Source organism: Paenibacillus sp. 10L310, from assembly GCF_056395745.1.
This window is the reverse complement of sequence record NZ_JBFTKC010000021.1, coordinates 68,512-82,817: the sequence shown is the minus strand read 5'-3', so window position 1 is coordinate 82,817 and position 14,306 is coordinate 68,512. Positions and strand designations below refer to the sequence as shown.

At 46.2% G+C, this 14,306-nt stretch carries 13 protein-coding genes; 6 read left to right on the top strand and 7 right to left on the bottom strand.

Going from position 1 to position 14,306, the window contains the following annotated elements; all coding sequences use genetic code 11:
- Positions 1 to 198: 198 nt before the first annotated feature.
- From AC1DE7_RS27670 to AC1DE7_RS27660, 3 genes are all read right to left on the bottom strand, one after another.
- Positions 199 to 390: a hypothetical protein gene (locus tag AC1DE7_RS27670; protein WP_076327356.1), complete on the bottom strand. Its 192-nt coding sequence runs from the start codon at positions 388 to 390 to the stop codon at positions 199 to 201.
- 39 nt (positions 391 to 429) lie between these two features.
- The gene (locus AC1DE7_RS27665) at positions 430 to 801 is read right to left on the bottom strand and encodes a hypothetical protein (protein ID WP_036611534.1); all 372 of its coding nucleotides are present in this window, start codon (positions 799 to 801) and stop codon (positions 430 to 432) included.
- A 121-nt stretch (positions 802 to 922) separates the two neighbouring features.
- Positions 923 to 1,084: a hypothetical protein gene (locus tag AC1DE7_RS27660; protein ID WP_017690239.1), complete on the bottom strand. Its 162-nt coding sequence runs from the start codon at positions 1,082 to 1,084 to the stop codon at positions 923 to 925.
- Between the two features lie 144 nt (positions 1,085 to 1,228).
- On the opposite strand from AC1DE7_RS27660, the gene AC1DE7_RS27655 reads away from it, so the two are divergent.
- Both AC1DE7_RS27655 and AC1DE7_RS27650 read left to right on the top strand, forming a co-directional pair.
- Complete coding sequence (locus AC1DE7_RS27655; protein WP_282319167.1) at positions 1,229 to 1,510, top strand: hypothetical protein; 282 nt, start codon at positions 1,229 to 1,231, stop codon at positions 1,508 to 1,510.
- Between the two features lie 153 nt (positions 1,511 to 1,663).
- Complete coding sequence (locus AC1DE7_RS27650; protein WP_339285872.1) at positions 1,664 to 3,562, top strand: HAMP domain-containing sensor histidine kinase; 1,899 nt, start codon at positions 1,664 to 1,666, stop codon at positions 3,560 to 3,562.
- A gap of 77 nt (positions 3,563 to 3,639) precedes the next feature.
- Here the strand turns inward: AC1DE7_RS27650 and AC1DE7_RS27645 are convergent, their stop codons facing one another.
- Positions 3,640 to 3,900, bottom strand: a complete 261-nt coding sequence (locus AC1DE7_RS27645) for an NHLP leader peptide family RiPP precursor (protein ID WP_223199858.1) — start codon at positions 3,898 to 3,900, stop codon at positions 3,640 to 3,642.
- A gap of 36 nt (positions 3,901 to 3,936) precedes the next feature.
- Entirely contained in the window at positions 3,937 to 4,884 is a 948-nt protein-coding gene (locus AC1DE7_RS27640; RefSeq protein ID WP_340983249.1) for a hypothetical protein, read from the bottom strand.
- A 219-nt stretch (positions 4,885 to 5,103) separates the two neighbouring features.
- Between AC1DE7_RS27640 and AC1DE7_RS27635 the strand changes: the two genes are divergently transcribed.
- A complete protein-coding gene (locus tag AC1DE7_RS27635; protein WP_315373220.1) occupies positions 5,104 to 5,841 on the top strand; it encodes a hypothetical protein in 738 nt (245 codons plus the stop codon).
- Positions 5,842 to 5,878: 37 nt separating this feature from the next.
- On the opposite strand, the gene AC1DE7_RS27630 is transcribed toward AC1DE7_RS27635, so the two are convergent.
- Positions 5,879 to 7,132 carry an acyltransferase gene (locus AC1DE7_RS27630; protein ID WP_340983248.1) on the bottom strand — a complete coding sequence of 418 codons (1,254 nt, stop codon included), beginning with the start codon at positions 7,130 to 7,132 and terminating at the stop codon, positions 5,879 to 5,881.
- 139 nt (positions 7,133 to 7,271) lie between these two features.
- A complete protein-coding gene (locus AC1DE7_RS27625) occupies positions 7,272 to 8,267 on the bottom strand; it encodes an LCP family protein (RefSeq protein ID WP_340983247.1) in 996 nt (331 codons plus the stop codon).
- Between the two features lie 184 nt (positions 8,268 to 8,451).
- On the opposite strand from AC1DE7_RS27625, the gene AC1DE7_RS27620 reads away from it, so the two are divergent.
- From AC1DE7_RS27620 to AC1DE7_RS27610, 3 genes are all read left to right on the top strand, one after another.
- Complete coding sequence (locus AC1DE7_RS27620) at positions 8,452 to 9,003, top strand: undecaprenyl-diphosphatase (RefSeq protein ID WP_076251333.1); 552 nt, start codon at positions 8,452 to 8,454, stop codon at positions 9,001 to 9,003.
- A gap of 202 nt (positions 9,004 to 9,205) precedes the next feature.
- Positions 9,206 to 10,942 (top strand): methyl-accepting chemotaxis protein, encoded by a 1,737-nt coding sequence (locus AC1DE7_RS27615; RefSeq protein WP_340983245.1) that lies wholly within the window; start codon positions 9,206 to 9,208, stop codon positions 10,940 to 10,942.
- A 342-nt stretch (positions 10,943 to 11,284) separates the two neighbouring features.
- Positions 11,285 to 14,278 (top strand): glycoside hydrolase family 9 protein, encoded by a 2,994-nt coding sequence (locus tag AC1DE7_RS27610; protein ID WP_340984854.1) that lies wholly within the window; start codon positions 11,285 to 11,287, stop codon positions 14,276 to 14,278.
- Positions 14,279 to 14,306: the final 28 nt, after the last annotated feature.

Below are 14,306 nucleotides of genomic sequence, written 5' to 3'. Positions count from 1 at the left end.
TAATCTCAAGCGAATCATTACACTCATGAAAGACTCAAAGTAAAAGGATAGAGAAAAGGCTATATTCCGCTCCATTGTGAACGAAATATAGCCTTTTTGATTTAAAATAGATCTTAACAAATTAGAATCGTAAGTTTTTCAGTGGCCTCTGAAATTACAGACGTCATCTTTTTTAAGTCTACTACGGATCTATATAAGTTAGTCATCCGAAGAGGGTTTACGAGAAGCCTTCTCTTTGGGAATGGCATGTTCGACCGCATCACGTTGATCCTCATCCTCAAGTGCTTCGGGGAAGGAGTCCTCAGTGAACAGTCCGAAGCCCGGGTCAATATCCCGTTCGGTCACGAGATTATCCGGTTCATGCACATGCTTTTGGCGATCTTCCTTCATCGTGTATGCACCTCCTCATTCAGGATGTCATAACAGCTGTTAATGTCGCGGTGGAATGTCGTTCTCTGGTTTAGCATCCGCACCAGCACCATTAAGCAAGTCGGTACCATGCAACGCATCCGGATCGGGTGCAGCAGGATCAACCGGACTGTTCGGTTGCAGAAGATCTGCATCCGGTACAGATTCCAGCGGTGTCTCAGCCAAACGTGAATCCAATTCCGGCTCATCCACAGCGGTTGCGGCTACGGGTGCCAGATCCGAATCTTCCGTAACAATCCGTCTGCCGGAAACTTCATCAAAGGTGTCCATATCGCCTTCCGGGACTTCCGTCTCTGGTGGAATATCGCGGGACCTCTGATAACGGTCATAATAGCGGTCGCTCTCTTCGTTACTAATTGGTTTGTCAGACATGAGTAACACTTCCTTTCATTGTCGGTTGTCCAAAGCTTCTTACTCCGTAGTTACCCAAAGCGCTAGTGTTGTAATCTTGCACAGGTTATTATCTCCGGGTGTTCACTACGATATGAATGCCTTAGAATTTGGGGAATACATATTTAACCAAGAAGTATAAGAATCCGAAAAAGATAATGATATATGCGGCATATTTAATAAATGTGGAAGCGACCATACTTGAATCCGATTTATGCTGAACATCCTTATGTTCTACCTCAACCGTACGATGGGGCTCATTCATTGTAATCATCTCCTTAGCGTGTTTGTTTGCTTTGAGAAACCATTACACCCGGAGCAAAGGATTGAATCGCAGCCACCGTTTTTACAGCTTTTCCTGTTTTGCCTATGTTATGATGAAGCTTGAATATGTAAGGGAGGGATTCATGTGGACTGGTATACACTGGGTAATATGATCACACGCATCCGTATCGGGCAAAAGGCGTCCACACCCGGGTTCTCCCGTACCGTCATCCGTCGTCCGGATGGTTTGTTTTGGGTAGGCGGTATATGGTCCGGGCAAGTTGTCCAGTTACGGGATTTCCTTTTTTCCGACATATGGACCATCTATGATGATGAGGAGACAGAGCAGTGGCTTGAATTTCGCAGTCAAGTTGAACAGAAAGAACGGGAAATGATAGTGAACCAGTTCGAAGACTTGCATGATTAATCGGATAACTTTAACAATAAAATGGAAATAAGACTATAAATCGACTTAAATGTGAAATTTCATTTTATCTCAAGAAGGTGACGTGACAAACGGTGGCGAATGATAAATGAGAGAATCTAAGATAGGGAAAATTAGAACTTTGAGGTGCTGTGAATGAAAAATGTGCCCAAAGCTATCGTCATCTTATGGATGAGTGTATTGATTATTCTAGGCATGCCACATGGGATAGTCTTTGCAACTACAGGAGTGGTTCAGCAACCTGTATCCATTACAGGATGGGAAGTAAAATGGGGGAACGTTGACGATCAAGGATTCATCAGTGAGGTTAAGGGAGCAGACGAAATATGGGAAAAGCAGGGCAGTGATAAGTTAGAGTATAGCAATACGGATCGATCGAATTCTTTATGGACTCGCCTGACCATTCCTGAGTTGAGTGAGGAAAGTTCAGCCATTCGATTTGAGAACATTAAAGGCAATCATATTGTTGTTTATCTGGAAGACCGCAAGGTCTACGAGAACTATCATTACAATTATGATAATAATGCTGTGTTGCTGCCCTTATCCAGCGAAAATTCAGGTGACACGCTCTATGTATGGTCGCAAAATGAAAAAGGCCGTCTGGGGATACAAGGTATTGTTCAGGTTGGACCTTATGCCGCGTTACAGGAGAAATATATTCATAACGGACTTATTGATGTAATTTTGGGCGCGACCTTTGTGTTCACAGCGATTACGATGCTGAGTTGTACATTCTTCCTTGGCAAATTCCATAAGGGATTATGGATCTCGCTATGCATCGTGATGGGTTCCATCGGCACGATGATCATCACGTACTCGCAATTTTTGTATACGTTCTATCAGGTATATGGTGACCTGTATTCCGTAGTCTTTGATCTGGCGATGCTGCTGGGTATGCCAGCGCTATGTTATTTTTTTGAACAGATTATCGGGCCAGGACTGCATGGAATCTTCACCAAACTGCGAAAAATACTATTCATATATTCAGTTATCGCTGTATTCTCTCTATTTATCTATGTTACTTCAGGTGGGCAATGGGAGATCCTCTACAATCTGCTCGTACAGCGTGTGGTTGGCATTGTGCTGGTCATTCTGCTGACAATCCTGTTAGTTGGTACTATCGCCAAAGCGCTGCAACGAAATCGGGAAGCTATGCTGCTTGCAACGGGATTTGGTACATTTGCCTTGATCAGTGTGGCTGAACTGTTATGGTATTATCAGCGGAGTGGGACGTATCATCTGTTATGGTGGAAATGGTCCATGGTTGCATTTGTGATCTCGTTGATTGCCATTCTCGGAAGTCGTTTTGCCGAAAAACATACTAAAGTTCTAGAGTATTCCAAGGAACTGGAGCTGTTCAACAATGAGTTGCAGCGATCCGAAAAGATGGAGATTATTAGTGAATTGGCCGCTTCCGTTGCCCATGAAGTACGTAATCCACTTCAGGTGACAAGAGGGTTCTTGCAACTTATGACGGAACAGGAAGACAACAAAAATAAGGGGTATGTGCGAATTGCACTGGAAGAACTTGATCGGGCTTCGGGCATCATAACGGATTTTCTTACCTTTGCCAAACCTGAGTTTGATCATATTATCTCGCTCAATATCTCGGATGAGTTCAATCATATTGAAGGCATTCTTGTACCGATGGCTAATCTGGAAGGTGGTAAAATCACCACTGACATTCCGCCAGATCTATATATTCGAGGCAATTCCTCGAAGTTTAAGCAGGCTTTTATCAATATTATTAAGAACAGTATTGAAGCTCTGCAGGGACAAGGCCAGATTGATATCTGGGCGTACAAGCAGGACGGAATGATTAAGGTGCATGTCAGGGATAACGGAGAAGGAATGGACGAGGAAGCACTCTCCCGGTTGGGCGAGCCTTATTTCTCCAATAAAATCAAAGGCACAGGCCTCGGCATGATGGTGACATTCCGTATTGTTGAAGCGATGCAAGGACAGATCAGCTTTACAAGCACCAAAGGGGTAGGAACAGAAGCGGTTGTAACTTTTGTCGAGTTCGTCGATTGACGAACTCACAGAAGGATACAGCGGCTTTTTTTGTTCCTACCCCTAATTTCTTACACTACAAGATTAGCTCACCCGAATTAACTTCTCCAAGGTCCGCAATTCACATCATAATTTACTTTGGAAGGATTGGGAGGTATGACAAGTACATAGTCATTCTGCTGCTCCTCAACAGTACGGACCTGAATGTGCTCCGGAATTACGATGCCAAACGCTTCACGAAGCGCCTGCTTCGGATTGGAGTGCAATTGTTGTCTGAAGTGCTCGTCAGTCCAAGCCTTTTCAATAATATCCTCATGCAACGTTTTCTCTGATACCATCATCGTCAACATTCCCTTCATATTTAAAATTAAACTGAATCAGCTTAGTCGTTATGCTCAGAATCCCAACTGTTGCTCGCTAATCCAGTGATGAAACCCACCTTGGAGGAGCTGTTTCTTCCGTTGTGTAATGTCCTGAACAGCTTTTACTAAAGTGTTGCATAAATAAGAATTAAACGCCTCAAGATGCGATATTCCTAAGTTAGACGATGTTAGTGTACGATTATAGTGATAAGCAATGTCTACGTAAGAGTTCATGAGTTGTGTATTGTATACATTGTCATGTATACGGTCGCTTAGAGGATGAACTGGATAGTTATGATTCAATGCTGCGGATATGTGGGAGAGGTAGCTGTTGTAGTTTCCATGCACAGCATCTTGTTGCGTGTCTGTGAAGTCATCGGTCATCTGGAGTGTCATGAGTGTGATGTTGATGGCAGAACACACCGGGATGATCCGGTCGGACTGATTCAGCAGAAGCAGTGCACCAGTAGCTCCAATGAGGAGAGGGGCAGCCTTTTGCGCAATCAACAAGGGATTCTGTTGGAAATAATCAATGGAATGCTCACCCGTAACACTCACGGCCCAATCCACTACATATTGTCTGAAATAGACCCAGAACGTGGAGGAAGGATTGAATAATACCGAGTAAGATTGAAGTGCATCCATGTAATATAGATTACCAAGAGATAACTTCAATGTGGCATTCTCCGGTTGTTCATCCATCACGTCGTCCTGATTCAGAAAATATAACATATGGATGAGACAGGCTGTACTTAATTGGTGTGCTTTCTCTGGGGGTAGTTTATCTGAGTGTTGCATCCAAAGTGGAGTGATGTACCCGATGTAGCTGTGTCCCGAATCTCGTAACAGCGGATTAACCGAACGAAGCTGCTCTAATGCATGTCCTGACAAGGGTTCGGGATATTCCCGTACGAGTTGTTCCGCTGAAGCAAACACGACCTCCAGATCGGATCTAAACGGATCTAACCAATCTCTCAGCATTATTACATATCGTCCTTCCTGCGATAAGGTGACTAAGGACTGTTCGACTAGATCATGAAGTTACATTTAGTATAGCGGAAATAAACTGAAAAAAATAGGATTTTTTGTGATCAATTGTGAGAAAAATGATGACTTTTTGTATTTTATGGCATAAAAAAGTGGATTTTAGGCTCAAACTAGGAAGGCACAGGATTTCGACATCGGAAAGGCGGCAGAAAAATGAATTTGAAATGGAAAACATGGATGGCAGCCGGATTGGCGGCCGTAGTCATAACAGCAGCAACAGGACATGTAGCTTTTGCTGATTCAACGGTTCGGGCTGAGGAACATGACGATGCGTCAAAAGTTTCTTCCTCCGGTAAACCAGCGAAGCCATGCATGCAGGCAGGACACGGTCTGTTTATGATTGGTGAGACGGCAGACTTGCTTGGGATTGGACTTCGGGATCTGAAAGAACAGATGGAACTTGGCAAGACGTTGTCCCAGATTGCGAAAGAGCGTAAGGGACTTAGTGAGGAACAGTTATTGCAGAAGTTGAAGCCTACACTTGCACAGCGTCTGGATCAAGCTGTGGAAGAAGGTTGTCTCACCAAGGAACAAGCAGCAGCCACGAAGGCGGACATGGATACCAAGTTGAAAAAGGTCATTAATACCCCGCTGCGTGATTTGCGGCGTGAATTTGCCCACCATGGCAAACGTTCCATGGTAGATAAGGGCGAAATTGCCCGGTTTATTGGAGTGACCCCTGCTCAACTGCATGAGCAGCTTCAGGGAGGGAAATCCCTGGCTGAGATTGCTCAGGCAAAAGGCATTAGTGAAACGCAGCTGGTGGACAAGCTGAAGGAACAATTAACGGGTGATCTGAAGAGATTTGTGAATCAGAAGGGCAACGTACATCCAGCCCCGGGTCCCCAGGAACCTGTTCCTGGACGATCAACTTCGAGCGAAGTAAATTAAAGAAGAGCGTCTCCGTGAGGGGACGCTCTTCTTTATTCTAAAACGGCTCACTCGTTCCCGGACTGCGAGTTGAGCCGGGTGACGGAGTTCGCTCAGGTGAATTTCTTTTGTCCATAGCAGCTGATGGATTGGGAGTTAAACGTGGTTTGCGCATTAACCCTACGGTGAAACGTGAGCCAGGAAGCTTGGACAGCGCCCAACTGATTGCAAGAGCAATGCCAACGGTTACAAGGAACGATAGCAACGTTACAGGCAGATGCCATCCACTGAGTTGAAGCGGTCTGGTGACGTAAGCGATCGCGTAGATCACCAGTGCATGAACCAGATATCCACCAAATGAATAGCGGCCAATCCAGGCTAAGAGGCGCTGAAACCATGTATCTTTGCCCCGCATCAGTACAAGGAAACCATACATCATAAACATCTGAGCCATAATGATCAGGAATGTGGTTGGTTTCAGATAGGTGGAGATATTCAGATTAACAACATCCCCGGACCCACGCAGCACATCGTAACCAAGCCATATATACATCCCTATAAACAGACAGATCGTCCATGGCAGGATCTTTGTGGTCCAGCTCCTCCAGCTATCCACTGACCAGGCACATACGGCACCCAGTAAAAAGTAAAACCAGTACATCACCCATGAATAGGAGCGATATTGCAGCAACGTTGACCAAGGCTCAGACATGGATTCTGTCCAGCCCTCCATATTATAGTAGGACCATTGCATAAGCAGGGCATATAGTACTGCTGCAAAGAGAATTAGTCCGATAATGACTTGCATGGGCGTGAAACGTGAGGTGTTCTGGATACGTCTCTGAATGGCTTTTGCTCCTGTCCAGAACAGGGGGAACAGAATATAGAATTGAAACACCATAATGACAAACCAGAGATGATATCCCGTCTGTGGTATAAACAGTTCACGAATCAGACTGCGAAAATCCGGTATGCCTGCAAGCCAGAACGCGGGGGTGAAGATACGGACAGAAAGCCAGTAGATCAGTGTCCATACGACAAACGGCATATAGATATCGCCAAATCGCTTTCGAATGAAGCGAGGATATTCCGGTTTGGTGTTACGATGATGGTAAAACAACATTACACCCGATAGAAATACAAACGTTGGCGTACCAAATCGGGTCAGATGATAAATCATGGTCAGCATAATGGAATCCGGTTGTTCAATATCAGCGCGATAGATATACTCAGCGATACTATGCTGCATGACGATTGCCAGAAAGGCAATGCCCCGCAGTTCGGTCCATTCCGTTATTCGCGGTTTTTTCACATTGTAATCCTCCCTCCAGGAACCGGAGTTCATCATATAAGGGTACCCGTTAAACATTAAGACTGCATTAAATGGAGAAAATAGGTACAAAAAAAGACGGCTTTGGCCGTCTTTTCTATTGATATATCTCATGCTTGTTTTAGTTCTGTTCCTCTGATGATGGAGTCTCTGAGGACTCGGCATCTTCTTCAAACAGTTTCTGAATGTAGGACTGGAGTTTGGTTACATCAACACCCAGCACCTGAGCTGAGCCGACGAGTTCATTGGTGAGTAGTTTGTTCGGTGGAATCTGCTGCTGATCGATATCGTTCACATGGATATCGAAGCCAAGTGATGCGAGTTTTAACATCTGGGTTGGACTGAGGTCCGTCTCAATGTAGGGAGCGATCGCTTCCAGGATATCAGGGATTTTGAAGAGCGACGTAGTGCTCTGCATTTTCTTGGCCAGCTCGGTCATGAAGATCCGCTGCCGTTCGGTACGGGTGAAATCCGATGTGGCATCATGCCGGAACCGAACATATTGCAGGGCGGTTTTGCCGTCCATATGCTGCAATCCTTTTTTCAAGTCAATGTCGTACATATGTTTATCTGCTTTACTGGTGTAATACATGTCTTTCTCCACATCGATCTCAATGCCGCCTACCGCATCAACAAGTGCCATGAAACCTGTAAAGTCTGTGTAGACATAATGCTGAATGGGAATACCGAGCAGATCACTGACGGTTTGTTTGGTCAGCTCCGCACCCCCGTAGGAAAAGGCTGCATTAAGTCTGCTTTTGCCATGCCCGGGAATGGCGACATAGGTATCACGCAGTACGGAGAATAGATGGGCTTTCTTGGTGACCGGATCAATGGAAGCGACCATGACCGAGTCTGAGCGTCCTGCATCGTCGCCTCTCGAGTCTCCACCAAGGAGCAGAATGTTCACTCGTTCCTGGCCCTCCCATCTGGGAATCGTTGTTGTTGGTGTGTCTGAATCGCTGTCTGTGCCGGAAGAGGACGAGTTGGATGAAGTCCCGGAAGCCGTGGAGATGCTATTGGCAAAATGAACAATCGAATATCCGTAATATACAACGACACCTGTAATCGCAAGTGCCAGGGTCAGGGCTGTACCCCATAACCATTTTTTAAGCATAATCTTCACCTTTCTATGATTGAACTGATATGTAACCCAAACTAGTTTAACAAAAAGAAAGCAAAATGTCCTCTTTGATTTCGTAACTTCGGTCAATGTGAGGAATGTTTGACAAATAGTTAGTGTATATTTATTATGTAAAAAATAATCTTGTTTTGTGTAATGGGGGTATTAAAAGCCAGTTATGAATCAATCACTATTTAATTGGATTAATCAGTTTGCAGACCAAATACCGTTTCTGGACTGGTTTATGATCACATCATCCGAGTATGCGGTTTGGGTCATGATTGCACTGCTCGTTATCGTATGGTTTCTCGGCGATCCATCGAAACAACGAATTGTTTTTTATGCCTGTGTGGCTTCCATTGTAGCGCTAGTTCTGGCCAAATGGGGGATATCACCAGCGGTCGGTCATCCAAGACCTTTTGTGGAAGGGACTGTGCATCAGCTGGTTGCCCATGTACCTGATCCTTCTTTTCCAAGTAAACATGCTTCCTTTGTATTTGCTCTAGCGGCTGCTTCATTCTTTATTGGACGTCGCTTCGGGTCATGGATGTTGTTACTCGCTGTGTTGACAGGGGTGTCGCGTGTATATGTTGGTGTGCATTATCCAGGAGATATTCTGGGAGGATTCATTCTCGGAAGTCTGCTTAGTGTGGTTCTGATTACAACCCGCAATTATACCAAGTCGATTCCCGACTTCTTCATTAACATACACCGTCGTGTTTTTCGTTAGCTTTTGAAAGTAATGTCTAGTGAAGTTTTGGTAGTTTATTGAAAGAAGTCTCTTATCTCTGGTTCTGCCAAAGATGGGAGACTTTTTTTGTGTTATGTTCGAAGTTACATGAAATTTATAGAAATTGAATCCTAACATCTACAATTCATGACGATAGGTGACGATATATTATAAATATGTATTATTTTGAGGAGTGGGACACATGGAAGACACGCGGGGGAATAAGTTGGGGATATTGAAGTTAACGATTCGAGGCAAGTTACTGACTGGTTTTCTCATAGTCGTGGCTCTGTTGATTGTTGTAAGCGTTTATGCGTTAATACAGATCCATAATATGTCTGGTAAAGCCAATGATGTGGACCAGACCTGGATGCCGAGTGTAAGCCTGCTAGGTATGATAAATGGTGATGTTTCGGATGTAGAGCGGTTGGCGTTGGCGATTATCGTTGAACAAGACGAAGAAGAAAACGTCAAGGTGAATGAAGCGTTAAAGTTGCTCCTCACGAAGATTGAAGATGAGCGTAAACAGCTGCTAACGTTCATTGAGAGCAATGATGAAGCAATGAAGCTCTACAATGATTTCAGTACGAATTATGATGCTTATGTGGAGAAAATGCCTGCATTCATAGAATTCGGTATTGCAAATAACTATGAAGAAGCAAGTAGACTGCACACTGAAGCCTATCCATTGTGGTATACAGCTAACGACACGATTGCCAAGCTGATCGAATCTGGGAATAAAGGATCGGATGCAGCAACGAATGATTCTGTCGAGTTGGCTGAGAATACATTTAATGTGATTTTGGCCGTGACGATTTTTGCATTCCTGCTAGCTGTGTTCATTGCCTTCTTCATTGCAAGCATCATCTCACGTCCAATCAAAAAGATGAATGAAGCGGCCATGGCTATTGCCAATGGTGATCTGACGGGTGAGACGATTGTACTTAAGAACAAAGACGAATTGGGAACGCTGGCGGCTTCCTTCAATACCATGAGTGGTAATTTGCGCTCCATGATTGAATCGGTATCGATGACTTCTGAACAGGTAGCGGCTTCATCGGAAGAGCTTCTTGCAAGTGCAGAGCAAAATACTCAAGCCTCGGAACAGATTTCCGAAACGGTTGAGGAACTGGCCGTGGGCACGTCAGATCAAGTTGATATTGTGAAGCGCTCTTCACAGGCGATGAATGAGATGGCTCTGGGATCAGAGCAGATTGCCGAGCTTGCTCAGAGTGTATCCGTATCTGCTGTAGATGCGGCGAATCAATCTTCCGAAGGAAATATGATTATTCAGCAAGCGGTTGAACAGATGGGTTCTGTTCGAAATTCCATTGCTTCGCTTACTGAATTGGTTACAGGGCTGGGGGAACGTTCAGCAGAGATTGGAACCATTACCGAGGTAATCAACAACATTGCCCGGCAGACCAATCTGCTTGCACTGAATGCAGCCATTGAAGCCGCACGAGCAGGAGAGCACGGACGTGGTTTCGCCGTAGTTGCGGGAGAAGTGCGTAAGTTGGCTGAGGAATCTTCTACATCTGCGCAAAGAATTACGGATCTCGTTCAATTGATTCAGAAAGATACGGATCATGCTGTTCAGGCAGTGAAAGTGAACAGCAGTGAGACAGAAGCCGGAATCGAGATGGTTACTGCGGCAGGACAAGCCTTCGAGCAGATCTCGGATGCGGTCAACAAAGTAGCGGGGGAAATCCAGGAAGTATCTGCAGGTTCAGAGGAAATGTCGGCGAGTACAACTGAGGTTGTAGGATATGTAAGTCAAATCTCCAACATTGCTGGAGAGGCAGCGGGCGGGGTTCATAATGTATCTGCCGCAACTCAGCAGCAGTTGGCTTCGATGGAAGAGATTGCATCATCCGCAGGTTCATTATCCAAAATGGCCGAAGAACTGCAGGAGCAGATTAACAAGTTCAAAGTGTAACTAAGAGATGTTCTGTGATATCTAAGGTGTACAGAAACATACTGACAGGATGGTCAGAATGCCATTCGATTTGTACTGTTGATGATAACAAGGGCGAGAAGCTGTTTCTCTAACGCGCATATGCGTTAGAGAAACAGCTTTTTTTGTCGCATGACGCAGAGCAGGTCACAACAATGTTATTTCAGAAGTCACCAACGCTTATATAGCTGGTGAAACAAACGGCTATAATGGTAATTAATGGTGGAACTTACACTGAAATACACCATGGGAAGGAGCGATATAAACTTGCAGTCCAGAGTAATGCATACGGAATATTGATGAAGAGGAGATGAATAGTTGAACATGAAGGGGAGCTGGTGGAGACGAGTCGCTATGATCGCGTTATCGGCAGGATTACTGGCAGGGAGTTTATCGATGGGCACAGGAATTCGTAAGGCGGATGCGGCCGCCGGAAATCAGAACTATGCTGAAGCACTACAAAAGGCCATTTACTTCTATGAGGCACAGCGCTCGGGTCCGTTGCCAGCGAGTAATCGGGTCGAATGGCGTGGTAATTCGGGCATGCAGGATGGAGCTGATGTAGGTGTTGATCTGACCGGAGGATGGTATGATGCCGGAGATCACGTGAAGTTTGGTTTTCCGATGGCTGCTTCCGCAACGATGCTCGCCTGGTCTGTCGTGGAATACAGTGACGGATATGAACAGGCCGGACAACTGGAGGAGATCAAGGATAATATCCGATGGGCGACCGACTATTTTATGAAAGCGCATACGAAACCAAATGAATTATGGGGACAAGTGGGGGCAGGTAATACCGACCATGCCTGGTGGGGACCCGCAGAAGTCATGCAGATGAACCGTCCTTCGTTCAAGATTGATGCTTCATGCCCGGGCAGTGATCTGGCGGCAGAAACGGCTGCAGCGCTGGCAGCGTCATCGATTGTATTTGCAGATGATGATCCGGCATATTCGGCCAGACTGCTTCAACATGCGAAAGAGCTGTACAACTTCGCAGATACATATCGGGGGGAATACACCGATTGTATCACTGATGCTGCAGCGTTTTATAATTCGTGGACAGGATACGAAGACGAGTTGGCATGGGGTGGCGCATGGCTTTATTTAGCTACTAATGATAGCGCTTACTTGTCCAAAGCCATTGCAGCTACGGACCGGTGGTCTTCTAGCGGAGGCTCAGCCAATTGGCCCTATACCTGGACACAAGGTTGGGACAGTAAACATTATGGTGCCCAGATTCTGCTTGCCCGTATTACGTCCAGTTTGAACATGCCGGAGGCGACAAGATTTATTCAGTCGACTGAGCGCAATCTGGATTATTGGACGGTTGGAGTCAATGGGACACGAGTCAAGTATACGCCAGGAGGTCTGGCGTGGTTGGATCAGTGGGGATCGCTCCGATATGCAGCGAATGCATCCTTTATTTCTTTTGTATACTCCGACTGGGTCAGTGATCCTGTGAAAAAGTCAAGATATCAGGATTTTGCTGTCTCACAGATGAATTATATTCTGGGCGATAATCCGCGTCAGAGCAGTTATGTGGTCGGATATGGGCAAAATGCACCTCAACATCCGCATCATCGGACCGCTCACAGTTCATGGCTGAATAACGAAGATATCCCGGCTAACCATCGCCACATTCTGTATGGTGCCATGGTCGGTGGCCCGGATGCATCGGATGGATATACCGATGATATCGGGGATTACGTGAGTAATGAGGTCGCAACCGATTACAATGCTGGTTTTACCGGCGCACTGGCAAAGATGAATTTGCTGTTTGGTCAGAATCATCAGCCCCTGGCGAACTTCCCTGCACCTGAGGTGAAGGGAGATGAGTTCTTTGTGGAAGCTGCGATCAAATCATCAGGTGCCAATTATACGGAAATCAGGGCACAGCTTAATAATCGTTCCGCTTGGCCCGCCCGAATGGGAGATCAACTTTCTTTTAAGTATTTCCTGGATTTGAGTGAAGTGTATGCTGCCGGACGTACGGTATCGGACGTGCAAGTGACAACCTCCTATACGGAGGGGGCGACGGTATCTCAACCAGTTGTGGTGAATGCAGCTCAGCATATCTATGCCATTACGGCGAACTTCGGTAATACCAAGATCTATCCAGGTGGGGAAGGAAATTATCGTAAAGAAGTACAGTTCCGCATTACAGGCCCACAGGGTGCATGGAATGCCAGCAATGACCATTCGTTCCAGACGCTGACCACAGGCACTCCTGTGAAGAGCATATACCTTCCAGTCTATGATGCGGGGGTGAAGGTGTATGGACAGGAGCCTGGTGTTACACCAGTCACGGTTCCAGGCGCACCTGCTGGCGTGCAGGCTGTAGCGGGAAGTAGTCAGGTTAACCTGACCTGGGCCGCTGTATCCGGGGCCGAATCGTATACGGTGAAGCGTTCCGAGGTGAGTGGAGGACCATATACAACTGTTGCGACAGGGGTTAATGGATTGACCTACACAAACACGGGACTGACCAACGGGACGGCTTATTATTATGTAGTGACTGCTGTGAATTCAGCAGGGGAATCATCGGGTTCTGTGCAGGTGTCGGCTACCCCGCAAGTAGCTTCGACGGTGCCAGGAGCGCTGACTTTAAGTGGGACAGCTGGTGATGCGCAGTCGGTCCTGACCTGGACAGCAGCCTCGGGCGCTACTAGCTATAAGGTACAACGTTCGGTGGCAGGCGGGACATATGCAGATGTGGCAACCGGATTGTCCGTGTTGACTTACACCGACACAACAGCGCTGAATGGCACCACGTACAATTACCGGATTGCAGCTGTGAATGCGAACGGACAGACACTGTCCAATGTCCTGGCACTGACGCCTTCTGCACCTCCGGTGACGACGGGTACACTCGAAGTGCAGTACCGCAGCGGAGGGTCTGGGAATTCAAGTAATGCGGCGACTCCGCAGTTCAACGTGAAGAATACCGGAACACAGGCGATTGATCTCAGTACCGTGAAGATCCGATATTATTTCACCAAGGATGGTGCGGATCAAATGACCTTCTGGTGTGATTATGCCGAGATGGGCACGGCCAATGTTGAAGGTACATTTGTCGCAGTGAATCCGGCGAAGGGTACCGCAGATACGTATCTGGAGATTAGCTTTAAGCCTGGAGCAGGCAGTTTGGCCGCTGGAGCAGAGACCGGCGTGATTCAAGCACGCTTTTCCAAAAATAACTGGAGTAATTTCGATCAAAGTAATGATTATTCCTATGATGCTTCCAAGACGGCTTTTGCCGTATGGAACAAGGTAACAGGGTATCAGGGAAACACCAAAGTATGGGGCTTGGAGCCGTAACTAGCTCAAGATCATTGGCCGAATAGCA

Excerpts from the sequence above, each read along its gene's own strand:
- AC1DE7_RS27645 (WP_223199858.1), bottom strand. The coding sequence starts at position 3,900 with ATGAAGGGAATGTTGACGATGATGGTATCAGAGAAAACGTTGCATGAG.
- AC1DE7_RS27650 (WP_339285872.1), top strand. The coding sequence starts at position 1,664 with ATGAAAAATGTGCCCAAAGCTATCGTCATCTTATGGATGAGTGTATTG.
- AC1DE7_RS27610 (WP_340984854.1), top strand. The coding sequence starts at position 11,285 with ATGAAGGGGAGCTGGTGGAGACGAGTCGCTATGATCGCGTTATCGGCA.
- AC1DE7_RS27615 (WP_340983245.1), top strand. The coding sequence starts at position 9,206 with ATGGAAGACACGCGGGGGAATAAGTTGGGGATATTGAAGTTAACGATT.
- AC1DE7_RS27670 (WP_076327356.1), bottom strand. The coding sequence starts at position 390 with ATGAAGGAAGATCGCCAAAAGCATGTGCATGAACCGGATAATCTCGTG.
- AC1DE7_RS27660 (WP_017690239.1), bottom strand. The coding sequence starts at position 1,084 with ATGAATGAGCCCCATCGTACGGTTGAGGTAGAACATAAGGATGTTCAG.
- AC1DE7_RS27620 (WP_076251333.1), top strand. The coding sequence starts at position 8,452 with ATGAATCAATCACTATTTAATTGGATTAATCAGTTTGCAGACCAAATA.
- AC1DE7_RS27635 (WP_315373220.1), top strand. The coding sequence starts at position 5,104 with ATGAATTTGAAATGGAAAACATGGATGGCAGCCGGATTGGCGGCCGTA.
- AC1DE7_RS27625 (WP_340983247.1), bottom strand. The coding sequence starts at position 8,267 with ATGCTTAAAAAATGGTTATGGGGTACAGCCCTGACCCTGGCACTTGCG.
- AC1DE7_RS27640 (WP_340983249.1), bottom strand. The coding sequence starts at position 4,884 with ATGCTGAGAGATTGGTTAGATCCGTTTAGATCCGATCTGGAGGTCGTG.
- AC1DE7_RS27665 (WP_036611534.1), bottom strand. The coding sequence starts at position 801 with ATGTCTGACAAACCAATTAGTAACGAAGAGAGCGACCGCTATTATGAC.